The sequence below is a fragment of the Roseateles sp. genome, from assembly GCF_965262435.1.
Classification (GTDB): Bacteria; Pseudomonadota; Gammaproteobacteria; order Burkholderiales; family Burkholderiaceae_C; genus Paucibacter_A.
In genome coordinates this window covers 3,218,669-3,239,860 of sequence record NZ_OZ253537.1, presented here as the reverse complement: position 1 = coordinate 3,239,860, position 21,192 = coordinate 3,218,669, and the positions used below count along the sequence as shown (strand labels likewise).

The 21,192-nt window shown below is 61.8% G+C and carries 19 protein-coding genes and 2 tRNA genes; 12 read left to right on the top strand and 9 right to left on the bottom strand.

The window, feature by feature from the left end; all coding sequences use genetic code 11:
• Window positions 1–355: 355 nt before the first annotated feature.
• From ACQY39_RS14055 to ACQY39_RS14045, 3 genes are all read right to left on the bottom strand, one after another.
• Window positions 356–1,498 carry a branched-chain amino acid ABC transporter substrate-binding protein gene (locus ACQY39_RS14055; RefSeq protein ID WP_428507208.1) on the bottom strand — a complete coding sequence of 381 codons (1,143 nt, stop codon included), beginning with the start codon at window positions 1,496–1,498 and terminating at the stop codon, window positions 356–358.
• Window positions 1,499–1,648: 150 nt separating this feature from the next.
• A complete protein-coding gene (locus tag ACQY39_RS14050; RefSeq protein WP_428507206.1) occupies window positions 1,649–2,080 on the bottom strand; it encodes a DNA polymerase III subunit chi in 432 nt (143 codons plus the stop codon).
• A gap of 60 nt (window positions 2,081–2,140) precedes the next feature.
• On the bottom strand, window positions 2,141–3,616 hold the full coding sequence (locus ACQY39_RS14045) for a leucyl aminopeptidase (RefSeq protein ID WP_428507204.1): 1,476 nt from the start codon (window positions 3,614–3,616) through the stop codon (window positions 2,141–2,143).
• 29 nt (window positions 3,617–3,645) lie between these two features.
• Between ACQY39_RS14045 and lptF the strand changes: the two genes are divergently transcribed.
• From lptF to ACQY39_RS14020, 5 genes are read left to right on the top strand one after another with little or no spacing between them, the layout of a single operon-like run.
• The gene (lptF, locus tag ACQY39_RS14040; protein WP_428507202.1) at window positions 3,646–4,767 is read left to right on the top strand and encodes an LPS export ABC transporter permease LptF; all 1,122 of its coding nucleotides are present in this window, start codon (window positions 3,646–3,648) and stop codon (window positions 4,765–4,767) included.
• A complete protein-coding gene (gene lptG, locus ACQY39_RS14035) occupies window positions 4,764–5,885 on the top strand; it encodes an LPS export ABC transporter permease LptG (protein ID WP_428507200.1) in 1,122 nt (373 codons plus the stop codon). The genes lptF and lptG overlap by 4 nt, the downstream gene beginning before the upstream one ends.
• 22 nt (window positions 5,886–5,907) lie before the next feature.
• On the top strand, window positions 5,908–6,300 hold the full coding sequence (locus ACQY39_RS14030; RefSeq protein WP_428507198.1) for a sirohydrochlorin chelatase: 393 nt from the start codon (window positions 5,908–5,910) through the stop codon (window positions 6,298–6,300).
• A complete protein-coding gene (locus tag ACQY39_RS14025) occupies window positions 6,297–7,241 on the top strand; it encodes a CysB family HTH-type transcriptional regulator (protein WP_428507196.1) in 945 nt (314 codons plus the stop codon). Before ACQY39_RS14030 ends, ACQY39_RS14025 begins: the two co-directional genes overlap by 4 nt.
• Before the next feature lie 41 nt (window positions 7,242–7,282).
• Window positions 7,283–8,467, top strand: coding sequence for a pyridoxal phosphate-dependent aminotransferase (locus tag ACQY39_RS14020; RefSeq protein ID WP_428507194.1), 1,185 nt, complete (start codon window positions 7,283–7,285; stop codon window positions 8,465–8,467).
• A 27-nt stretch (window positions 8,468–8,494) separates the two neighbouring features.
• On the opposite strand, the gene ACQY39_RS14015 is transcribed toward ACQY39_RS14020, so the two are convergent.
• Window positions 8,495–8,905, bottom strand: a complete 411-nt coding sequence (locus tag ACQY39_RS14015) for a hypothetical protein (RefSeq protein ID WP_428507192.1) — start codon at window positions 8,903–8,905, stop codon at window positions 8,495–8,497.
• 77 nt (window positions 8,906–8,982) lie between these two features.
• On the opposite strand from ACQY39_RS14015, the gene ACQY39_RS14010 reads away from it, so the two are divergent.
• Entirely contained in the window at window positions 8,983–9,411 is a 429-nt protein-coding gene (locus tag ACQY39_RS14010; RefSeq protein ID WP_428507190.1) for a hypothetical protein, read from the top strand.
• Between the two features lie 1,428 nt (window positions 9,412–10,839).
• Window positions 10,840–11,544: a Crp/Fnr family transcriptional regulator gene (locus ACQY39_RS14005; protein ID WP_428507188.1), complete on the top strand. Its 705-nt coding sequence runs from the start codon at window positions 10,840–10,842 to the stop codon at window positions 11,542–11,544.
• Window positions 11,545–11,631: 87 nt separating this feature from the next.
• Here ACQY39_RS14005 and ACQY39_RS14000 read toward each other — a convergent pair whose 3' ends face one another.
• Window positions 11,632–12,375 (bottom strand): hypothetical protein, encoded by a 744-nt coding sequence (locus ACQY39_RS14000; RefSeq protein ID WP_428507186.1) that lies wholly within the window; start codon window positions 12,373–12,375, stop codon window positions 11,632–11,634.
• A gap of 81 nt (window positions 12,376–12,456) precedes the next feature.
• Here ACQY39_RS14000 and ACQY39_RS13995 point away from each other — a divergent pair, with 81 nt between their 5' ends.
• On the top strand, window positions 12,457–13,149 hold the full coding sequence (locus ACQY39_RS13995) for a glutathione S-transferase N-terminal domain-containing protein (RefSeq protein WP_428510813.1): 693 nt from the start codon (window positions 12,457–12,459) through the stop codon (window positions 13,147–13,149).
• Window positions 13,150–13,160: 11 nt separating this feature from the next.
• Here ACQY39_RS13995 and ACQY39_RS13990 read toward each other — a convergent pair whose 3' ends face one another.
• The 4 genes from ACQY39_RS13990 to ACQY39_RS13975 form a co-directional block, all read right to left on the bottom strand.
• Window positions 13,161–13,772, bottom strand: coding sequence for a hypothetical protein (locus ACQY39_RS13990; protein ID WP_428507184.1), 612 nt, complete (start codon window positions 13,770–13,772; stop codon window positions 13,161–13,163).
• Between the two features lie 552 nt (window positions 13,773–14,324).
• Window positions 14,325–14,401 (bottom strand) — tRNA-Arg (locus ACQY39_RS13985).
• A gap of 128 nt (window positions 14,402–14,529) precedes the next feature.
• Complete coding sequence (locus ACQY39_RS13980; protein WP_428507182.1) at window positions 14,530–16,518, bottom strand: OPT family oligopeptide transporter; 1,989 nt, start codon at window positions 16,516–16,518, stop codon at window positions 14,530–14,532.
• A 201-nt stretch (window positions 16,519–16,719) separates the two neighbouring features.
• Window positions 16,720–16,796 (bottom strand) — tRNA-Pro (locus tag ACQY39_RS13975).
• Window positions 16,797–17,082: 286 nt separating this feature from the next.
• Between ACQY39_RS13975 and trxA the strand changes: the two genes are divergently transcribed.
• The 4 genes from trxA (at window position 17,083) to ACQY39_RS13955 (ending at window position 21,166) form a co-directional block, all read left to right on the top strand.
• Window positions 17,083–17,412, top strand: a complete 330-nt coding sequence (trxA, locus tag ACQY39_RS13970; RefSeq protein WP_263517508.1) for a thioredoxin TrxA — start codon at window positions 17,083–17,085, stop codon at window positions 17,410–17,412.
• 251 nt (window positions 17,413–17,663) lie between these two features.
• Window positions 17,664–18,929, top strand: coding sequence for a transcription termination factor Rho (rho, locus tag ACQY39_RS13965; RefSeq protein ID WP_263517509.1), 1,266 nt, complete (start codon window positions 17,664–17,666; stop codon window positions 18,927–18,929).
• A gap of 160 nt (window positions 18,930–19,089) precedes the next feature.
• A complete protein-coding gene (locus ACQY39_RS13960; RefSeq protein WP_428507179.1) occupies window positions 19,090–19,347 on the top strand; it encodes a type B 50S ribosomal protein L31 in 258 nt (85 codons plus the stop codon).
• Window positions 19,348–19,516: 169 nt separating this feature from the next.
• On the top strand, window positions 19,517–21,166 hold the full coding sequence (locus tag ACQY39_RS13955) for an ArnT family glycosyltransferase (protein WP_428507177.1): 1,650 nt from the start codon (window positions 19,517–19,519) through the stop codon (window positions 21,164–21,166).
• Window positions 21,167–21,192 lie beyond the last annotated feature (26 nt).

The following is a 21,192-nucleotide window of genomic DNA, read 5'->3' as shown; positions in this document are numbered from 1 at the left end:
CGAGCGAATGATGCCTGTAGCCACCCACCTTGAAAGCCCCCCGTTTAGAGGGGGACACGCGGGAATAAAGACAAATTAACGCTACACGGCCATTGAAGTTTCAGGAGCCAGCGACTAAGAGCCCACAGTAGAACGCATCCAACATTCGCCTTGAAAAACACAGCAGCTGACAGCGTGCCTTTTCCACGGGACTGTGCCGCAAACAAACTTGGGCTTCGAGTGCAAACGGAAATCAAGCCAGGACGAGAAACCAAACTGCCACGTTTGAAGACGTAATTGACCCCATCATCGGTTCAGTGAAATGAAAAAGGCCCGCTTACGCGGGCCTTTTGCGATCCAAAAAGACCTATCTAGATCAACGAACCACGGCGATCTGCGCCTTCTCGCCACCCTTGTAGGTGTACATGGTCAGGGCGCCATTCTTGATGTCGCCCTTGTTGTCGAAGGAAATGGTGCCGGTCACGCCCTTGTAGCCTTCGGTCTTGGCCAACACCGGCAGATACTTTGCCGGCTCGGAAGAACCAGCCTTGACCATGGCAGCCACCAGAACGTTCACAGCGTCGTAGACGTAAGGTGCGTAGATCTGGACTTCAACCTTGTAGGTTTCCTTGAACTTGGCCTTGAACGCGTCCGAAGTCTTCTTCGATTCGCCTTCCACGCCACCGGCTTCAGCGCAAACCACTTGGCCGTCACCCATGGTGCCAGCAGCCAGCTTAGGCAGTTCGCCCGAGCAGATGCCGTCACCGCCCACGAACTTGGCTTCGATGCCCAGTTGCTTCATCTGGCGCAGCATCGGGCCGGCCACAGCATCCATACCGCCAAAGAAGACCACATCAGGCTTCTTGGCCTTCAAGTTGGTCAGGATGGCGGTGAAGTCCGTGGCCTTGTCAGTGGTGAACTCGCGACCAACGACCTTGCCGCCGGATGCCTTGACGCCCTTTTCGAACTCGTCAGCCACGCCTTGGCCGTAAGCGGTACGGTCGTCGATCACGGCGATCGACTGGCCCTTCAGCTCCTTGACGGCGTACTTGCCCAACGTGCCACCCAAATGCACGTCGTCAGCCACCACGCGGAATGTGGTCTTGTAGCCGTTGCGTGTGAACTTGGGGTTGGTGGCCGAAGGCGAGATCTGGGGGATGCCAGCGTCGCTGTAAACCTTGGAAGCGGGGATGGAGGTACCCGAGTTCAGGTGACCGACCACGCCGTTGACCTTGGAGTCCACCAGCTTCTGTGCTGCGGCCGTACCTTGCTTCGGATCGCCAGCGTCGTCTTCAGCCAGCAGTTCGAACTTGGCCTTCTTGCCGCCGATCATCACGCCCTTGGCGTTCAGCTCGGTGATGGCCATGCGAGCGCCCAACTCATTGTCCTTGCCCAGGTGGGCAATCGCGCCGCTGGTGGGGCCGACGTGACCGATCTTCACGACCAGGTCCTGGGACATGGCTGCACCGCTCAGCATCAGCGCCACGGCGCCGACCACAACATTCAATTTAACCTGCATGAATTACCTCCGAGTTGGAAGAAGGAGAGTTATTTGCCGTTGAATTCTCAACCCCTTGAACATACCCCAAAACAAGGGGGTGACGACATGGGGAAAGCATGGAAGCGCAACAGGCTTTGCCAGGGTGCAAATGGCAAAGCTTCAAATCCCTCAGGACACTTTATGGTGGGTGACCTTGAAGCCCAACTCTTCATAGCGGCGCCAGCGCCGGCGCGCAGCCTGCACCTGCTCAGGGTCGGTCGACACCACCTCCAGCACGCGCTGGAATTCGTCGAAACCTTCGGGCATTTCAGCGCCGACATTGAGCAGCACCTCGCGATGGGGCAAGTCCGCGCACCGCTCAATCAACAAGATCGGCGTGTGCTCGCCCAAGGGCGTACCCGCATGCGCAGCTTCCCAGCGCGCGTGCGGCACAAAAATGCTGACCTCGGCATCCCAGAGCTTGCTGTCCAGCCGCCCCAGCAAATGGGCCGGGCCACACACGCCCGTGCGCACCCCGGCCTGCTGTGACTTGCGCAGCAGGCGCACGAGGTAGCCGAGTCGATCGGCAACGCCGGTGTAGAAACTGACTTCGGTAGTCATTCGGTCCTTGTGAACGAGAAACGGCGGGCGCCGATCACCGGCGCCCGCGCCATTCTTCGATCAACGAACTTGCGACAGCACAAAGTGGGTCAACAGACCGACCGGACGGCCGGTGCCGCCCTTGGCCGCGCCGCCCTTCCAGGCGGTACCGGCGATGTCCAGGTGACCCCAGACGAACTTGCTGGCAAAGCGCTGCAGGAACTTGGCCGCAGTGATCGAGCCACCAGCGCGCGAGCCCACATTGGCGACGTCCGCGAAGTTGCTCTTGAGGCCTTCTTCGTAGTCGTCATCCAGTGGCATGCGCCAGCACAGGTCCAGCGAGGCTTCGCCGGCTGCGGTCAGGGCTTGCGCAAGACTCTCGTCGTTAGCGTACATGCCGCTGCGCACGCCGCCCAGGGCGATCACACAAGCGCCCGTCAGCGTGGCCACATCCACCACGGCGGCGGGCTTGAAACGCTCGGCGTAGGTCAGCGCGTCGCAGAGCACCAGGCGGCCTTCGGCGTCGGTGTTCAGGATTTCGATGGTCTGGCCCGACATCGAGGTTACCACATCACCCGGCTTGAGGGCTCGGCCGCTGGGCATGTTCTCGCAGGCAGCGATCAGCACCACCAAATTGATCTTGGGCTTGAGCTCGGCCACGGCACGCAGGGTGCCGATGACGCTGGCGGCGCCGCCCATGTCGAACTTCATCTCGTCCATTTCGGCGCCCGGCTTCAGCGAGATGCCGCCGGAGTCGAAGGTGATGCCCTTGCCCACCAACACCACAGGGGCCTGGGTCTTGGCTGCACCTTCGTAGCGGGCCACGATGAAACGCAACGGCTCGTCCGAGCCTTGAGCCACGGACAGGAAGGAGCCCATGCCCAGCTTCTCGACCGCCTTCTTGTCCAGCACTTCGACCTTCAGGCCGTAGGTCTGGCCCAAGGCCTTGACCTGCTCGCCGAGGAAGGTCGGGGTGGCGTAGTTGCCGGGACGGTTGGCGCATTCGCGGGCCAACTCGACACCCGCACCGATCGCCTCGCCGCGGGCCAGGCCCAGCTTGGCGGCCTTGGCGAAGGCCGTGTCGGCCTTGTCCACCAGCAGGCTCAGCTTGGTCAGCTTACCGGCTTCAGGTGCGCTCGGCTTGGTGTGGCGGTACACGTAAGTCGCATCGCCCGCGGCCAGCACGAACTGCTCGGCCAAGCTGTCGCCGTGAGCTGCGAGGTCGAAGCCGACAAATGCCACGCCGGCATGCGCCACGCCGCGGCCCTTGAGCAGACCCAGCGCCGCTTGCACCGCCGCGCGTGCAGCCTTGACGCTGGTCTTGCCAGAGGCGGCCAGCACCACGCGCGGAACCTTCACACCGGCGGGGCGCTGCAGCACCAGCGACTTGCCGGCTTTCAACTCGAAGTCGCCCAGCTTGATGGCGTCCTTGATGAGGGCGCTCAGGCCGGCGTCCAGGCCCGCGGGCAGCGTGTCACCGCCCAGAACCAGGATCAAGGCATCAGCATTGAAGCTGGCCAATGCGTCAAAGGACGCAGACTGTGTACGGAAGTCCATAATGTCGCCGAGTAGAAAAAAGTCCCAGGATGTTATTCGATTCCACCGTACGCACCGAGCTGGCCCGCAGCTTCGGCGTGACCCTCGTGGTCATTCTCACCACCGTCCTCACCATCATGCTGATTGGCACCCTGGGCCAGGCGGCGGGCGGTAGCGTGGCGCCGCAGGATGTGATGCTGTTGCTGGGTTACGCCTCGCTGGGCCATCTGCCCACGATGCTGATCCTGTCGCTGTTCATCGCCATCGTGACCAGCCTGGGCCGCATGTACCGCGACTCGGAGATGTCCATCTGGTTCGCCAGCGGCATCGGCCTGAGCCGATTCGCCAAGCCGGTGTTCCGCATGGCCTGGCCGGTCTTGCTGGTGGTGATGGCGCTTTATCTCTTGATTTGGCCCTGGGGCAACCAGAACAGCGCCCAGCTGCGCGAGCGCTATCAAAAGCGCAGCGACCTCTCCCGCGTCGCGCCCGGCCAATTCCAGCCTTCGCGCGACGGCAGCCGGGTCTTCTTCATCGAACGCGACAGCGAAGACGGCCGCACTGGTCGCAATGTCTTCATCCTGTCCAAGCAAAACGACACCGAATCAGTCACCACCTCATCCAAGGGACGCATCGAGCAAAACGGCGACGACCGATTCCTCGTGCTGGACCGCGGTCAGCGCAATGAAATGAAGGGCTTTGGCGGTGAGAAGACCCTGGCTCGCTTCGAGGAGTACCAAGTGCTGATGGACAGCCAAGTGCTGCGTTCGGCCGATCAGTTGCCGCCCAAAGCCCTGGCCACGATGGAACTGCTGACCACCCCCACGCCGCGCAACCGCGCCGAGCTGGCCTGGCGCTTTGGCATGATTCTGTCGGCCGTCAATATGTGCCTGCTGGGACTCGGTCTGTCGGCCACCAATCCGCGCCGCGCCAGCAACTGGAACCTGCTTTTCGCCTTGCTGACTTTTGTCGTCTATTTCAACCTGGTCAACCTCAGCCAGGCCTGGATCACCAGCGGCCGCATGAGCATGAGCGGCGCACTTCTGAGCGTTCACGGCAGTGCTTTGGCTCTGGCCTTGCTGCTGCTCTGGTGGCGCGACCAAGGCAATCGCATCCACCTGCCTCGCCGCCGCGGCGCTGGCCTGAAAGCCAGCTGCCCGGGGAACCCCGCATGAAGACCGTCCGCCGCCTGCTCTACCGCGACATCGTCGGTGCGGTCGCCTTTGTCACCCTGGCCTTTTTGTCCCTGTTCTTCTTCACCGATTGCGTCGATGAAATCGACCGCATGAGCCGTGCCGGCGCTGGCAGCTGGGTGGCAGTTCAGCTGGCCTTGCTGTCCATACCGGGACATTTCTACCAGCTGTTCCCGATCACAGTACTGATCGGCACGATCTTCTCCCTGGCCCGTTTGGCCCAATCCAGTGAGTTCACCATCTTGCGGACCGGCGGCCTGGGACCAGGGCGTGCTCTCGGCTTGCTGGCCAATCTGGCCCTGGTCTTCGCGGTGCTCACCTTTGTGGCCGGTGACTACGCCGAGCCCTTCTTCAAGCGTCAGTACGACCTGTTGCGCGCCAGCGCCACCGGGAACACCCAATCTGGCGCCAAGGGTGCTTGGCTCAAGGAGCACCGGACCGTGGACGGTCAGGACCGCAGCTATTCGATCAACGTTGGCCAGGCCGATGTGGCCGGCCAGCTGCGCGATGTGCGCATCTTTGAGTTTGATGAACATGGCGGCCTGATCTCCCGCACCGCAGCCGAGCGCGCCAGTGTCGACAAGCAAGGCCTGTGGCAGTTGCAGGATGTACAGCGGACCGAGTGGGCCACCCGCAGCAGCTCCGGCAACAAAGAAGAGGCTCCAGTGCGCGAGCTACGCCTGCCAAGCCTCGATTGGCCGAGCAGCCTACATGCCGGCGTGATCACGGCCGCGGTGCTGCCTGCAGGCTCCATGTCCACCTTGGAGCTCTACCGCTACACCGAGCACCTGTCGGCACAAGAGCAATCAGCCCAGGCCCATAACATCCAGTTCTGGCGCAAGGCGCTCTACCCCTTCGCCTGCTTTGTGATGATCGCCCTGGCCCTGCCCTTTGCCTATTTGCATGGGCGCTCGGGCGGCATCAGCCTCAAGGTGTTTGGCGGCATCATGCTGGGTATCAGCTTTGTGCTGCTGAACAATGTGGCGGGCCATATGGGCATCCTGAACAACTGGACGCCCTGGGCCGCCGCCGCCTCGCCGAGCCTGGTCTATCTGGCCCTTTCTCTGGCCGCCTTTGGCTGGCTGGTTCGCTACCGCTGACAACCCCCACGGAACCTATCCCATGAGCCAAGGACTGCTGCTATTTGCCCACGGAGCACGCGACCCCGATTGGGCTCGTCCCTTCGCGGCCGTGGCCGCCCGCTTGGCGGCCCAGCGCCCCGGCCTGCCTTTGCGGTTGGCCTTTCTAGAATTCATGGAACCCAGCCTGGAACAGGCCGCGAATGAGCTCGCGGCACAGGGCTGCACCAGCATCCATATCGTGCCCATGTTCCTGGGCACCGGCGGCCATGTGCGGCGCGACATTCCCCCGCTGCTGGAACGCCTGCAGCAACACTATGGCGCGACGGTGAGCTGGTTGCTGCACCCGGCTTTGGGCGATCAGGAACGCATCATCCAGGCCATGACCGACGCCAGCCTGGCCTGGCTTGATGGCCCGCTCGAGCCGCAGACATGAACTTGCATCAGTTTCGCTTCGTGCAGGAGGCTGCGCGCCGCAACCTGAACCTGACCGAGACCGCCAAGGCACTCTTCACCTCACAGCCCGGCGTCTCCAAGGCGATTCTCGAACTGGAAGAAGAGCTGGGCATCGACATCTTCGCCCGCCACGGCAAACGCCTGCGCCGCATCACTGAGCCGGGGCAGCAGGTACTGGCCGCCATCGAAATCATCATGCGCGAGGTCAACAACCTCAAGCGCATTGGTGACGAGTACTCCAAGCAGGACAACGGCACCCTGTCGATTGCCACCACCCACACCCAGGCACGCTATGTGTTGCCCGGGCCCGTAGCTCAGCTGCGCCGTCAGATGCCCCTGGTGCGCATCAGCCTGCACCAAGGCAACCCTGACCAGGTCGTGCGCATGCTGCTGGATGACAGCGCGGACGTCGGCCTGGCCACCGAGTCCCTGGCCCAGATCGAGGAGCTGGTCACCCTGCCCTGCTATGAATGGCAGCATGTGCTGGTGGTACCGGCCGACCACCCCTTGGCGCAAGTCGAACGCCCCAGCTTGGAACAGCTCGCCGCCGAGCCCCTGGTTTCCTATCACCCAAGCTTCACGGGGCGCACGCGCATCGACCGCGCCTTCAGTGCGCACGGTCTGCATCCGAACTTTGTTCTGGAAGCGATCGATTCCGATGTCATCAAGACCTATGTGCGCCTAGGCATGGGTGTCGGTATCGTCGCCGAGATGGCGGTGCGAGAAGATGCACCGGGCAGCGATCTGGCCTCGCGGCCGCTGGGCCATCTGTTCGGCCAGAATGTCACCCGCATCGCCTTCAAGCGTGGCGCTTATCTGAGGAATTATGTCTACAGCTTTGCCGAGCTGCTGTCAGACCGCCTCAATCGCCCGCTGCTGGAACGCGCCATGAGCGGCGACGCCAGCGACTACAAACTCTGACGTCAGGTCATCCAAAGGCCGACCCACAACTGCTAGACCGAATGAACTTCGAAACACCGGCGCTGATCAGCCGCCTGCCGCGTGTCGGCGCCACCATCTTCAGCACCATGTCGGCTTTGGCGCAAGCCCATGGTGCCGTCAATCTGGGCCAGGGCTTCCCGGACTTCGACTGCGACCCTGCACTGATCGAGGCCGTCCATCAAGCCATGCTGGCCGGGCACAACCAATACCCGCCCATGCCCGGAGTGCCGGCGCTGCGTGAGGCCGTAGCCGCCAAGCTTCTGGCCAGCCACGGCATGTCCTACTGCCCGGAGCGGGAGATCACCATCACCGCTGGCGCGACCCAGGCGATCTTGACGGCGCTGCTGGCCATCGTCCATCCGGGCGACGAGGTGATGGTGCTGGAACCCTGCTACGACAGCTATGCGCCCAATGTAGAACTGGCCGGCGGCGTGCTGGTGCGCGTGCCGCTGGACCCGCACAGCTTCCGACCCGATTTTGAGCGCATTCGTGCCGCACTCAGCCCGCGCACCCGCGCCATCATCATCAACACGCCGCACAACCCCAGCGCCACGGTCTGGAGCGAGGAGGAAATGCTCAGCCTGGCGGAACTGTTGCGCGGCACCTCGGTACTGCTGATCAGTGATGAGGTGTACGAACACATGGTGTTCGACGGCGCGGCCCACCAAAGTGTGGCGCGCTTTCCCGAGTTGGCGGCACGCAGCCTGATCGTGTCGAGTTTCGGCAAGACCTTCCACGTCACCGGCTGGAAGGCCGGTTATGTGGCAGCGCCAGCCTCGCTCAGCACCGAGTTTCGCAAGGTGCACCAGTACACGGTGTTCTCAGTCAACACGCCGGTGCAGCTCGGTCTGGCGCGCTACCTCGAGGACCCTCGCCCTCACCAGTCCGTACCCGCCTTTTACCAGCGCAAGCGCGACCATTTCCGTGCCGGCCTGGCCGCTTCGCAACTGCGGCTGCTGCCTTGTTCAGGCAGCTATTTCCAATGCGTGGACTACGGCGAACTGGGCCAGCCCAGCGAGCTGAACGACAGCGAGTTCTGCCAATGGCTGACGCGAGAAGTCGGCGTGGCCGCCATTCCGATCTCGGCCTTTCACAACAGCGCGGAAGATCAGATGCGGGCCAGTGAACGCAAGATCATTCGCTTTTGCTTTGCCAAGCAAGACAGCACTTTGGATCGCGCCGTGGCGCTGCTCAACCAACTCTGAGTCGCGGCCCAGCGGGGCTAGCCCGGCTCAGTGACGGCTGTTTTCCACGGGCGACAAAGCGGGGGCGACAGGCTCATCATCCAGGGAGATGTCGACCTCCAGCGCATGTTGCGGCCCAGGAATTTCCTTGCCCTGCCAGATCATGGTCGCCATCAATTGGTGGCCGTCATCGGGCTGGTTCTTGGAGTCCAGAGGCAGGAAGAGGTCGATCTCATCGCTGCGGACTTCATGCTCGGAGCGATCACGGGCCACGCTGTAGAGGAACAGCAACTCGCGATACGCGGGCAGATCGAAACCGCGACCGTTGTCCCCGCCCTTGGACAGCAGCTCCTGCAAGAGCGCCATGCTAGCCGCAGGATCAGCCCAGCGGCCCTGCACTCGCTTGAGGACAGCGGCATAGGTTTCGAGATCGCGACCGGAATTGAGATCGGCCCCCATGTGGGTGCCAGCGCATCAAAGCGCTTGGCGAAGCTGGCCGCGACTTCATTGAAGTACATCTCTTCGCCCTGGCGCTGGTGAATCTCCAGCAACTTCAAATAGGGCAAGGCACTGGCGCCGCCAAAATTGATGCGCGCCTGCAGCAGCTCGATCGCCGCCTCGCTCTGGCCCAGCACCAGGAAAAACTCAACCTGCTGTTCCAGATCAATCAGCTCTTCCACCGTGACGTGATCGTTGCCCACGGCGGTCACATTCAAAGGCACAGGGGCCGTGAACGCGCCAGTTTCATTGACAAAATTGGCCGACGAGTCGAGCAGCTGGATGCTCAAGGGCCCGGAATTCAAATCGTCCAGCGGAGCTACTTCTGCGGCCGGCAAGCTGCGCCCTGCTGGCCCGCCGACATCATCGCGCAGGGAACCCACCCGACTCTCGGCGAAGCCGTCGGCCAGCTCAGCCGAATCCAGTGGCGGCATGGTGATTGTGCGTTCGTCTCGGCTGCCCAATGAGGGCAAGCCGGCGAAGGGCGTAGGTTCATGCGCGAGGGCAGGAGGCACCGCTGCACCTGCGGCGACCTGCAGGCCTGCCAAAGATGCGCTTGGCGCGCCAGTGCTGGGCGCAGCACCGCGGGCCGGTTCGGCGACTGCAGGAGATGGCTCTGGGGAGTCGGCATCGACTCGCCCGGCACTCCACCATGCCGCATCGCGCTCGGCTCGTTCGCGACTGCGGCTGCGCCACAGGAAGGCACTGAAGCCCGCCAAGGACAGGCTCAGCAAGCCCAAGGACAGCAACGCAAGCGACGGTGGTTCTGCAACTTCCGGCGCCGCCAATTGCGTGTGCAAGTCCTGGAGCTTGCCACGGCTGGCCTGGTTGTCTTGCTGCAAACGGTTGAGCGTCTCTTCGAGCTGGCGCAGGCGCAACAGAGCCGTTTCTGCAGCGGCAATCTGCGCCAGGGGCGATTCGGCTGCTTCCACCGCATCAGGCGGCTCCAAGCGAAGTCGTGGTGCTGGCCCGGCCACCAAAGGCTGCACCGGCACAGTCTTCACGCCCACCGATCGGAACGGTTTGGCACGGGCTTTGGCCTGAGGCTGACCTGATTCAGCCAGAATGCCCGCCACGGCCGATGCTTGAGCGGGGCGCGCGGCGGACGGCGCCACAACAGCAGGCACGGGCATACGGACCGAGCCGGCCAGCAACGCCTCAGGTCTCGCGCCGGCAGCACCCAGGGCTGCGCGCAGGGCTGGCGAATACTGAGGCGGCCGCGTCGCTGCACCAGCGATGGCGCGGGCACCTTGATCAAGACCCGGTGGATCGATGAACGCGGTGTACTGGCGACTCAGCTGAGTCGGGCAACCCAGGCTCAAGCTGACATGAACCAAGGGCTCGTTGATGGGCACCGGGCTATACAAGCGCACGGCTCGCACCGCCCCTTCGCTCTCCCCTTCCAGCACCAACTGAACCAAATTGGGAGGCACACGCGCTTCACCGGCATACACATCAGCCTGGACGCACTCAGCGGCCAGCATCTCACCGGGCTTGAGCAAGACCGGGAACACCAGACTCAGGGCCTGGCCCAAGGCTGACTGAGTCAGCGGCCTGTCCACCCCCAGGGCATGAGCACTGCCAGCGACCCCGAACCCCAGGCCGGTCCAGCTGATCAGCAGCGGCGCCAGCACACGGGATTTGCGCCAAAGATGAGAGGACAGTGGGAAATCTCGGTCCATGCCGGGGGTCAATGTTGTTTGACTCACTCTAGCATGGAGGGCCCCTCGGCTGGGCTCGATGGAGCTGCGAAACAAGCCTGCTTCAACCACCTATTTGCGAGACTCGTGCCCAATCTTGCCGCTCGTTCGCAGCACCAAGGAGCAGCGCCCCTCGCCCTCATGGACAATGTCGGGCCAGACAGCGGAACCCCGCCGTCACGTCAGCGATCCACAATGAACAGCACGGCCCTCACACAGCTTGAACGCCACAACATCGACTCCGGCCCCTGGTTCTCCAAGCTGTCGGCCGCATTGCGCAGCGACATCCTCGCCCGCGCTTCAGTCCGCCGCTTGCACGACGGCGCCTTGCTGTCTTGCCGCGGCGAACCCGCTGAAGAATGGATGGCGGTCGCCAAGGGCGCCGTGCGTGTCAGCTCAGTCTCCCTGGCCGGCAAGCAAATTGCACTGACTTATGTGGAGCCCGGCACCTGGTTCGGTGACATCTCTCTGTTTGATGGCCTGCCTCGCACGCATGACGCGAGCGTGCACGGCGAAACGACCTTGCTGGTCATGCGCAAACCCGATTTCAAGGAGCTGCTGCAGCGCCACACCGAGCTCTATGAAGCACTCCTGCGCTTGAACTGCCGCCGCCTGCGCCTGATGTTCGACATGGTCGAAGACCTCAACACGCGCCCGTTGGCATCACGCCTGGCCAAGCAAATACTCTTTCTAGCGCGCTCATATGGAGAGCTCCAGGGCGATGAAATCCGCATTGGACTGCAACTCGCCCAAGAAGACCTGGCCCAGCTGCTGGGCGCCTCGCGTCAGCGCGTGAATCAGGAGCTCAAGAGTTTCGAGCGTGAGGGCGCGGTGCGGGTCGAACCGACACGCCTGGTCGTGCTGAACCGGGACAAACTGCTGACAATTGCCAACCGCTGAAGACGGGACAGCCAACACAGCAAGGCGCAGCGCGGGCGCGACTCTTATCAGAACGGACCAATACCCGGCTCGACCCAAACTCCGCACTCAAGGCCGGCTGAGGTCCTCTTCCGGCCGCGAAGACTGCCAGGCAATCGAGGTGGTGGTGGGCCAAGGACCGCTGTCGGACAAGCGGCCGTTGATGCGCTGTGCTTCACGGCAGGCCGAGTCCAGCACCTTGAGCAAACCCTGAATCACCGCCAAGCTGGGCTGCTCCATGGCAGTACGCAGATAGGCGTTGCCACGCATGGTCATCAGCACAAAGGGGTGACCCTCGGGCAGCAAATCCTGACTGGCCTGAGCCAGCACTTCAGAGAACTCACCATCCAGCCAGGCCGCAGTCAGGTCCTTGTTGACGCCGACGGCACCGAAGCGCTGGCGCACCAGCTTGGAGCTGATCTGCCCGAGCTTGGGAAACATCACCAGCCAGCGCATCTCTTCCGGCGTATCGGTATCAACACGGGTTTTGAGGGTGTCCGTATAAGCTTCGAAGACCGTGGACTCCAACGTATCCATCAGCTGCCTGCACAAGACCATCATCTGCAGGTCGCTGTGCAGCCGCAACTCGCAGCGCATGCGAAGCTCATTGCCTTTGATGTAACCGCGCTGCGAAGCCCCCCACTCGATGCGCAGGCCTCCAGGCAAGGCCTTGGGCTGCTCCATCACAAAACCACGGCCGTCGCGAGTCAGCCGGAACTGAGCGTTGCGGCTCTCCGACCAATCATGGATGGGCCGCCACCGCGCTGCGTTGGAGCGGGCCACAAACCAGTGTTTGACTTGCTTAAAAAACATGAGCTAGCACAATGCGGCAATCGCCAGAGCTGCGACCCGATGCGGTCTGCATCGACCGTCTGGCCAAGGTGGAGAACCCAAATGATTGAAGTGTATTCATGGCCCACACCCAATGGCCACAAGGTTCACATCATGTTGGAAGAATGCGGACTGCCCTATCGGGTGATCCCTGTGGATATCGGCAGCGGCGCCCAATTTGAAGCCGCTTTCCTGGCCATCAGCCCGAACAACAAGATCCCGGCGATCACCGACAACGAAGGCCCGGACTGCCGACCGATCCATCTGTTCGAGTCGGGTGCCATCCTGCTTTACCTCGCAGGCAAGACCGGCAAATTCCTGCCCGCCGATACCGCCGGCAAATATGAAGTGCTGCAGTGGCTGATGTTCCAGATGGGCAGCGTAGGCCCCATGCTCGGACAGGCGCACCACTTTCGTATCTACGCCCAGGAAAAAATCGACTACGCGATCGAGCGCTATAGCAATGAGGCACAGCGCTTGTACGGCGTCATCAACAAGCGACTGGCGGCCAGCCGCTACGTCGGTGGGCCAGCCTACAGCATTGCCGACATGGCCATCTTCCCCTGGCTGCGCAGCTGGAAAAATCAAGGCGTGCAGCTTTCGGAGTTCCCCCATCTCAAGGGCTGGTTTGACGAGATTGCGGCTCGGCCAGCGGTGCAGCGCGGGCTGGCCGTGCTTGAGGGACAACGCAAACCACTGCTCGATGACAAAGCTCGCGACGCGCTGTTCGGCAAAGGCCAATACCGCCGGCGCTGAAGGCGCTGTCATCACGGCTGATCCGATGCGGCCGGCCCCTGAAGCGGCGTGGCCTGCGACTGAGCCGCCAGAAACTCTTCGGTCATGGTCCGCGCCAGCAGTTCAGGTCGCAGCCTCTCCAGGCTGCGCAGGCTGAGTTCAAATCCACGCTCATTGGTGTAGACCGCTTGCCCGACGCTCAAGCCAGCATCGGCCGCACGCGGGCCTTTCAAGCCAAGCACGGGGTACAGGCGCAGCCGCGCTTTGAACGTTGCGGACTCCACATCGGCAAACACCGTGGTTTCAAGAACTTGGGAGCAGCCGCGCTGCCCGGCTTCATTGAGCAGCATCCCCAGGTTGCGCGCCAGGTCCACAGCGGCGACCTGAAGCACCATGCCATGAGCCGGTCGAGCCGCCTGGTTCAACACCTCCACCACCTGCCGGTTGAAGCGCAGATTGACCTGATCCCACTGCGCATTCTGCGCCGCCATGGCGGGTTCGTAGTTGCGCCCATGACCAAACACCATCAGGCAATCTGCAGCAGCCTGGGCTCGCACGGCCAGAGGCAACACCATCAAGGTCAGCGCGACCAGAGCGGCAAAAACTGGCGGCAGCAAGCGCCGGCGGGATTCAAGGCAATTCATGGTGCGGTGCAGAGGGGGTCGATTCAGCTTTTCCGGGCCCAAAGTGGCAGTTGCAAGGCAGCACGGCCCGGCGAGTCTAACAATCGAATCCGGCGGACCGGCTGCCAGCCTCCGCGGCAGGTGGCAAGGAACAAAAGCAAAGCGGCGCCACAAGGGCGCCGCCAGCTCACAAGGAACACACTCAAGGCGAGCATTGAAGCCCGCACGCGTTCCAAGCCATTCCCCCTGGGTGCGGGAGGGGCCTGGTCAGCCCCACCCCGCTCCCCCTCCGGGCGTGCGCCTCAAAGCGCATCGCTTCCCTCGTTTTGTGCTTCCCACTTTACGTTCTGTAACACGCAAGATACGACCCTTGCGAAGGCAAATCGGAGGCCAAAACGCAGGAATCCGGCGCCAAAGGCCGATTTAAGCTAGCGCAAACACCAGGAAAACCCTAGGACGCCGATATTCAGCGGTAATCTTGTACGCGCGACAAGAATCTAGCGATCAGCCAATGGCAAGAACGAAGGTCTCCGGCGATTCAACGAAACCAAAAAGTGGTTCGATCGCAAGAATTGGCCCGACCAGCAAGAATCGAACTTGCAACCGCCCGCTTAGAAGGCGGGTGCTCTATCCAGTTGAGCTATGGTCGGATGAAGGCAGTTAAGCAGGGTGCATGACCCACCTGATGCACATCGGCAACAGGCACTCATTGCGGGCCGCGATTGTGCCATGCAGCCCAAGGCTGCCATGCGCCTGGGCTGACCGGTCTACAGGGTACTCAGGCCAGCAACACGTTGACGATGGCGTTGCCAATGCCCATCAAGGCCGCACCAGAAATCAGGCCAGCACAGATGGATTCGCAACCCTCGACCCAGAAACGGTGGCCAGAGCTGCCGGCCTTCTTGTTGCGCAAGCCCATCACCCAGAACAGCAGCGCGCCGACCCACATGGCGAACACCGATTCAGGCGGCAGAACCACGCCAAGGCCGATCGACACTGCTGACAAGGGGAAGCGGCCCTTGGTGACAATGCGGGCCACCTCAATCGCAAAAGCACTCAGAGCGGCCACGATCATGGCCACCACCGCCGATTGCGGCAGCCCCTGAATGCCCTTGGCAATCAACTCCGCCACACCTTTCCACTGCAATGCAGCGGGCATCGCAAACTGCTCGGTCACCAGCGTGGTCGTCGTTCGCACACCGGCTGCATCGGCAGGCAGGAACAGCAGGAAATACAAGGGGACGCACGCCGCAAGGCCAGCGAAGATGCCGATCACATGGCCAATCACCTGGTGACGCGGTTTACCGCCCAGCATGTAGCCAGGCTTGATGTCGGACAGCAAATTGGCAGCGTTCGAAGCGATTTCCGAGGTCATACCAGCCGGCAGCAGATTGCTGGCCGGATTGCTGCGGTCGATCGCACCCATCGTGAACTGGGTGATCTTGGACAGCGCGCCAGTGGGCGTCCAGGAAGTGAGCGCCATGGAATTGGCACAAATGATCGTCAAAACAAAGATCAAGGGCAAAGACACCAGCGCCAGGAACATGGGCACACCAAAAAATAGATGTGTCACCCAGGCACCCAGCAAGCTGAACACCGGGATGCCGACGTAAGACACCCACAGCGGCACTTCGATACCAGCCAGCAGATCGGGGCCCCTGACGGCTGCAGCCGAACCCTTAGGCTTGCCCTTGAACAGACTGGTGAAGAGCTCTGGCTTGGCCAGCAAGCTGGTCAGCGAGCCCACCACCATCATCGTCACACCCCACCACAGGGACCATTGATTGACGATCTCGGCACGCCCCAGCGGAACGACAACGCCGGTCGGGCTGACCCGCGGGGCAATGTCGCCGGCCTGAATCATCAATGGGGCCAGGATCCCGAAATTGATGAACGCGCCCAACAAGCAGCTGGTGGCGACGGCGATACCCATCAGGCCGCCCACGCCAATCATGGCGGCATCCAAGGTCAGGCGAAGTCCCAGCACGCGGAAATCGGTACCCAGAATCTTGGGGATCCACAAATCAGCCTTCACGGCCGCTTGGTAATAGTAAGTATCCAAGCGCTCATGGAAGTACCAGGGCTCTTTCATGCCCGCCCATTGGTCCATGCGCAGGATCTTGAATTGGATCAGCTTCATCCAGCCGTCGCTGACCATGGCCTGATAAAGAGCCGTGAATCCAGCTACCGCGCCCAGCAGACGAGCCTTGTACATGCCTGCAGCCGCATCGCCGGTATAGAGCGCGTCCAGCACCACGCCGCTGGCACGCCCTTCGGGGAAGGGCAGTTGCTCGTCGTTGATGAAGCGCCGCTTCATCGGGAAAGCCACCAGCACGCCGAGAATCGATGTGACGGCCATCCAGATCATCATCTGCCACCAGGGAATGATGCGCCCAGTGATCAGCATGTAGGCAGCCAGGCTCGAGTACAGGGGCGCGACCACATAGCCAGCTGCCGTCGCGATGGACTGGGTGCAGTTGTTCTCGAGAATCGTGTAGTCCTTGGCCAGCCCCGCACCATGCAGAGCGCGGAACAATGCGAACGACAGGATCACGGAGGTCAGACCTACGCCGATGCCAATGCCCGTCTTGCCGCCAATATAGAGGGCAGTCGCCGCCAGCACCGCACCGAGCAGAAAGCCGGTCATGGCCGAGCGCAGCGTCAACTGCGGCATATCACCACGAAACACGTTCTTGAACCACCACTCGTCCTTTTGGGCGCGCGTCCAGGTCCTGATCTGCTCGTCGGTCAGTTGTTGAATTGCCATGACAGTGATTCTTCTTGGTTGGCTGGCCCGGTAAGGCCACGAAGGGCGCAATTCTCAGGTTCGAACTGCGCGCAGTGAAGGCGAGATAACCCAGGGCAAGCCCGTGGAGCACGGCCTCCACCCGAGGCCTTCGCATACCCTTTGCACAACGAAAAAACCCGCTGCAAGCCATTGCTTACAGCGGGTTCCTCGAAAGGGTCTTGGTCGGGGCGGCGGGATTCGAACTCGCGACCCTCTGCTCCCAAAGCAGATGCGCTACCAGGCTGCGCTACGCCCCGACTAAGACATCTATTCTAGCCCGAAAATTCAGCATTACTCCGTGTGTGACCAACAATTCTTCGACAACCTCATTCGCAGACGAAAGCGGATCCACTCAATTTACTCGTTATGCCATGGCTTGGGACCCACAAGACATCGCGACAAAGACACCAGGCACAGACCAGCCTACGCAATTGGGAGCGACTCACGAACAAGGAGGCTTTGTGTCAAAATCTTGCGGCATTCAAGCCAGCCCTGACTGGACTTCTGTCGGCACCCCGCCGAGACCCCGTCCAAGGACATTCCATGAGCAGCGAACTGATCAAACACATTTCCGACGCATCCTTTGACGCCGACGTGATTCAAGCCGGCAAGCCCGTGCTGGTCGACTACTGGGCAGAGTGGTGCGGCCCTTGCAAGATGATCGCCCCGATCTTGGACGAAGTTTCCAAGGACTATGGCGACCGCCTGCAAGTCACCAAGATGAACGTCGACGAGAACCGCGAAGTACCCGCCAAGTTCGGCATCCGCGGCATCCCAACCCTGATGTTGTTCAAGGACGGACAGTTGGCAGCCACCAAAGTCGGCGCCCTGTCCAAGGCTCAATTGACTGCCTTCCTGGACGCTAACCTATAATCAATTCCAATCTGTTGCCGTGACCACCCGGATCCCGGCTCGCGGCAACAGTGAATTGCCAACACGCCCTGGCCGCATCGACGGTTTTGGCGCGTGGACTCGGCGCCCAAGCTCCCTCGTTTTTCGTATTCGCAGTTCCGCTGGCTGTTTCTGTGCCGTTGGCGTGGCTTGCAGGGCGATTTGCGCTTGCCGCCGAAGTTTTAAGTCCCCGGTCCTTGGCAGGACCCTGACGACCTACCGGGTGTTCACCCATGCATCTTTCCGAACTGAAAGCGCTTCACGTCTCCGAACTCATCAAGATGGGCGAAGAGCTGGAGATCGATAACGTCGCTCGCATGCGCAAGCAGGAGCTGATGTTTGCGATCATGAAAAAGCGCGCCAAAGCTGGCGAGCAAGTGTTCGGCAACGGCGTGCTCGAAGTGCTGCCGGATGGCTTCGGCTTCCTGCGATCCATCGACGACAGCTATATGGCATCGACCGATGACATCTACCTGAGCCCGAGCCAGATTCGCCGCTTCAACCTCCATACCGGCGACATGATCGAAGGCGAAGTGCGCGTCCCCAAAGACGGCGAGCGCTACTTTGCCCTGGTCAAGGTCGACCGCGTCAATGAACTGACGCCCGAGGAGAGCAAGCACAAGATCATGTTCGAGAACTTGACGCCGCTGTTCCCGCGGGAACCGTTCAAGCTCGAGCGTGACAACTTCAAGGGCGAAGAAAACATCACCGGTCGCATCATCGACTTGATCGCACCCATCGGCAAAGGCCAACGCGCCCTGATCGTCGCTCAGCCCAAGACCGGCAAGACCGAGATGATGAAGAGCATCGCGCATGCGCTGGTGGCCAATCATCCCGAGTCCCACCTGATCGTGCTGCTGGTGGACGAGCGCCCCGAAGAAGTGACCGAGATGATCCGCACCGTGCGCGGTGAAGTGATCAGCTCCACCTTCGACGAGCCGGCCGCTCGCCACGTGCAAGTGGCCGAGATGGTGATCGAGCGCGCCAAGCGCTTGGTCGAACTCAAGAAAGACGTGATCATCCTGCTGGACTCGATCACTCGTCTAGCCCGCGCCTACAACAATGTCTTGCCGTCCTCAGGCAAAGTGCTGACCGGTGGCGTGGACGCCAACGCCCTGCAGCGCCCCAAGCGCTTCTTCGGCGCCGCCCGCAAGGTGGAAGAAGGCGGCTCGCTGACCATCATCGGCACCGCGCTGATCGACACCGGCAGCCGCATGGACGAAGTGATCTACGAAGAATTCAAGGGCACGGGCAACTGCGAAATCCATCTGGATCGCCGTATGGCCGAAAAGCGCGTCTACCCTTCGATCCTGATCAACAAGTCCGGCACACGCCGTGAAGAGCTGCTGCTCAAGCCGGAGATCCTGCAAAAGAGCTGGATCCTGCGCAAGCTACTCTACAACATGGACGAGATCGAGGCGATGGAGTTCGTGCTGGACAAGATGAAGTCCACCAAGAACAACCTTGATTTCTTCGACATGATGCGTCGAGGCGGCTGAGGCTTGCTGGACACAGGCCCGCAGACGCGGGCATCGAGCCGAGCCCGGAGGCCGGCTCCCAAAAAACATTGCTATAATCCGCGTTTTTGTCGCTGTCGGAAAGTGCGTCGCATGGTGCGACTTGGCTCCCGGCACGTCAGCGCAAAGCGAGAGGTCTCTCATGAAAGACGGCATTCACCCCAACTACCGCGACGTTTGCTTCGTGGATCAGTCCAACGGTTTCAAGTTCATCACGCGTTCGACCGTGACCAGCAAGGAAACCACCAAGCTCGACGACGGCCGCGAAGTGCCGCTGATCAAGCTGGAAACCACCAGCGAATCGCACCCTTTCTACACCGGCACACAGAAGAGCATCGACTCCCTGGGCGGCCGTGTCGAAAAGTTCCGCAACAAGTTTGCGGGCTTCGCCAAGAAGTAAGCCCTATTGGGCCGAAGACCGAAAAGGCAGCTGCGGCTGCCTTTTTTCATGCCTGTCTGCAGAAGCCCAGCGCCAGAGTACTTTACCGACGCCGAGCGCGCAGGCCCCGCTGAGTCCAGCCGTTCTGCGGCATGATCCGACTTCAAGAATCTCCCTGCACGCACCACGAGTGAATCTCCCGACACCTGCCATCGTTGCCGAACGCAGCGCCCAACGCCTGCCCAGATTGGCCCTGATCCTGTTCTGCGCCGCCTATGTTCTGCCAGGACTGTTTGGCCGCGACCCCTGGCGCAACGCCGACCTAAGCGCATTCGGCTTCATGGCCAGCATCGCCCAAGGCAGCGCACCGTGGTGGCAGCCGGCCATCGCCGGCATCCCGGCCGAGGGCGGCCCCCTGCCCTACTGGATTGGCGCACTGGCCATCAAGGCCATGCCTTTTGCCGACGCAGCATTTGCGGCCCGCCTGCCCTATGCGCTGATTCTTGCGCTGGTGCTGATGCTGGTTTGGTACAGCTGCTTTCACTTGGCGCGCACCGATGCGGCGCAACCGGTGGCTTTTGCCTTCGGTGGAGAAGCCCAAGCGGTGGACTATGCACGAGCACTTGCAGATGGCTCGGTGCTGGCCTTGATTGCGACTCTGGGTCTGCTCCAGCTGGGCCATGAAACCACGCCCGAACTCCTGCAGCTGCTGGCCATCAGCATCTATCTCTACGGTTTGGCTGCTGCGCCCTATCGGGCCACCAAGGCTCGCTGGGCCAGTCTGTTTGCACTGCCCATCTTGGCAGCCAGTGGCGCGCCGGCGGTCGCCCTGGTTTTGTCCGCTGTCGGCGCCTGGCTGTGCCAACGCTCACGCTTCTCCGAAGTGCGCAGCTTGACGCCATGGCTGCTAGCTGCCGGAGTTCTGGCTGCATTGAGCGCTTGGGAGTTCAACGCCTGGGCCTGGCGCTTGAAGGGCACATTGGACTGGGAACAAGCTCAACGCAACTTGAGCCTGCTCGCGTGGTTCTGCTGGCCTGTCTGGCCTATGTCGCTGTGGACGCTGTGGCGCTGGCGCGCTCATTGGCAAGGTCGACACATCTTGCTGCCACTCCTTGCGGCATTGGTGCCTTTGCTGACCAGTGTGCTCATGGGCGGCTCGGACCGCGCACTCTTGCTCAGCTTGCCGGCCATGGCGGTACTGGCCAGCTTTGCCCTGCCGACTTTGCAACGCGGCATTGCCGCCGCCATGGATTGGTTTTCGGTTTTCTTTTTCAGTGCCTGGGCTTTGCTGTTCTGGCTGCACTACGTTTCCATGCACCTAGGCTGGCCGCGCACCCCCATGAGCAATTTGCGCCGCCTTGGCCTGGGGGACAGCTTCGAGCCCAGCTTCAATCCGCTCGCCTTGCTGCTAGCCGCCCTGGCGACGGCGGCCTGGATCGCCCTGGTGCGCTGGCGCACGGCCCGCCATCAACATGCGCTCTGGAAGAGTCTGGTCTTGCCAGCCGGTGGCGTCAGCTTGAGCTGGCTGCTGATCATGACGCTGCTGCTCCCGCCCTTGGACTTCATCCGCAGCAATGGTCCATTGGTGGAACGTCTGCGCGCGCATCTGCCTGCTGATGTCAACTGCGTGGCCGCACCCGATCAATCTCTGGCCACTTTGGCAGCACTGCAATTCCAGGGCCACTGGCGCGTGGAGGCCGACAAGACCCTGCAACAGACCGCTTGCAGCCACGCCGTCCAAAGCAATGCGATCGAAATTTCCAAGGGCTGGACCTTGGTTGCCGCGGTGCGACGTCCCTCCGACAAGACCAGCGGCTTCGTGATTCTGAGACGGCTCTGAAGCCTCACTGCGCTCCGCTCGGCTCA

Bases quoted from the DNA above. Each gene is read 5' to 3' on its own strand.
- ACQY39_RS14055 (WP_428507208.1), bottom strand. From the start codon at position 1,498: ATGCAGGTTAAATTGAATGTTGTGGTCGGCGCCGTGGCGCTGATGCTG.
- ACQY39_RS14050 (WP_428507206.1), bottom strand. From the start codon at position 2,080: ATGACTACCGAAGTCAGTTTCTACACCGGCGTTGCCGATCGACTCGGC.
- ACQY39_RS14045 (WP_428507204.1), bottom strand. From the start codon at position 3,616: ATGGACTTCCGTACACAGTCTGCGTCCTTTGACGCATTGGCCAGCTTC.
- lptF (WP_428507202.1), top strand. From the start codon at position 3,646: ATGTTATTCGATTCCACCGTACGCACCGAGCTGGCCCGCAGCTTCGGC.
- lptG (WP_428507200.1), top strand. From the start codon at position 4,764: ATGAAGACCGTCCGCCGCCTGCTCTACCGCGACATCGTCGGTGCGGTC.
- ACQY39_RS14030 (WP_428507198.1), top strand. From the start codon at position 5,908: ATGAGCCAAGGACTGCTGCTATTTGCCCACGGAGCACGCGACCCCGAT.
- ACQY39_RS14025 (WP_428507196.1), top strand. From the start codon at position 6,297: ATGAACTTGCATCAGTTTCGCTTCGTGCAGGAGGCTGCGCGCCGCAAC.
- ACQY39_RS14020 (WP_428507194.1), top strand. From the start codon at position 7,283: ATGAACTTCGAAACACCGGCGCTGATCAGCCGCCTGCCGCGTGTCGGC.
- ACQY39_RS14015 (WP_428507192.1), bottom strand. From the start codon at position 8,905: ATGGGGGCCGATCTCAATTCCGGTCGCGATCTCGAAACCTATGCCGCT.
- ACQY39_RS14005 (WP_428507188.1), top strand. From the start codon at position 10,840: ATGAACAGCACGGCCCTCACACAGCTTGAACGCCACAACATCGACTCC.
- ACQY39_RS14000 (WP_428507186.1), bottom strand. From the start codon at position 12,375: ATGTTTTTTAAGCAAGTCAAACACTGGTTTGTGGCCCGCTCCAACGCA.
- ACQY39_RS13995 (WP_428510813.1), top strand. From the start codon at position 12,457: ATGATTGAAGTGTATTCATGGCCCACACCCAATGGCCACAAGGTTCAC.
- ACQY39_RS13990 (WP_428507184.1), bottom strand. From the start codon at position 13,772: ATGAATTGCCTTGAATCCCGCCGGCGCTTGCTGCCGCCAGTTTTTGCC.
- ACQY39_RS13980 (WP_428507182.1), bottom strand. From the start codon at position 16,518: ATGGCAATTCAACAACTGACCGACGAGCAGATCAGGACCTGGACGCGC.
- trxA (WP_263517508.1), top strand. From the start codon at position 17,083: ATGAGCAGCGAACTGATCAAACACATTTCCGACGCATCCTTTGACGCC.
- rho (WP_263517509.1), top strand. From the start codon at position 17,664: ATGCATCTTTCCGAACTGAAAGCGCTTCACGTCTCCGAACTCATCAAG.
- ACQY39_RS13960 (WP_428507179.1), top strand. From the start codon at position 19,090: ATGAAAGACGGCATTCACCCCAACTACCGCGACGTTTGCTTCGTGGAT.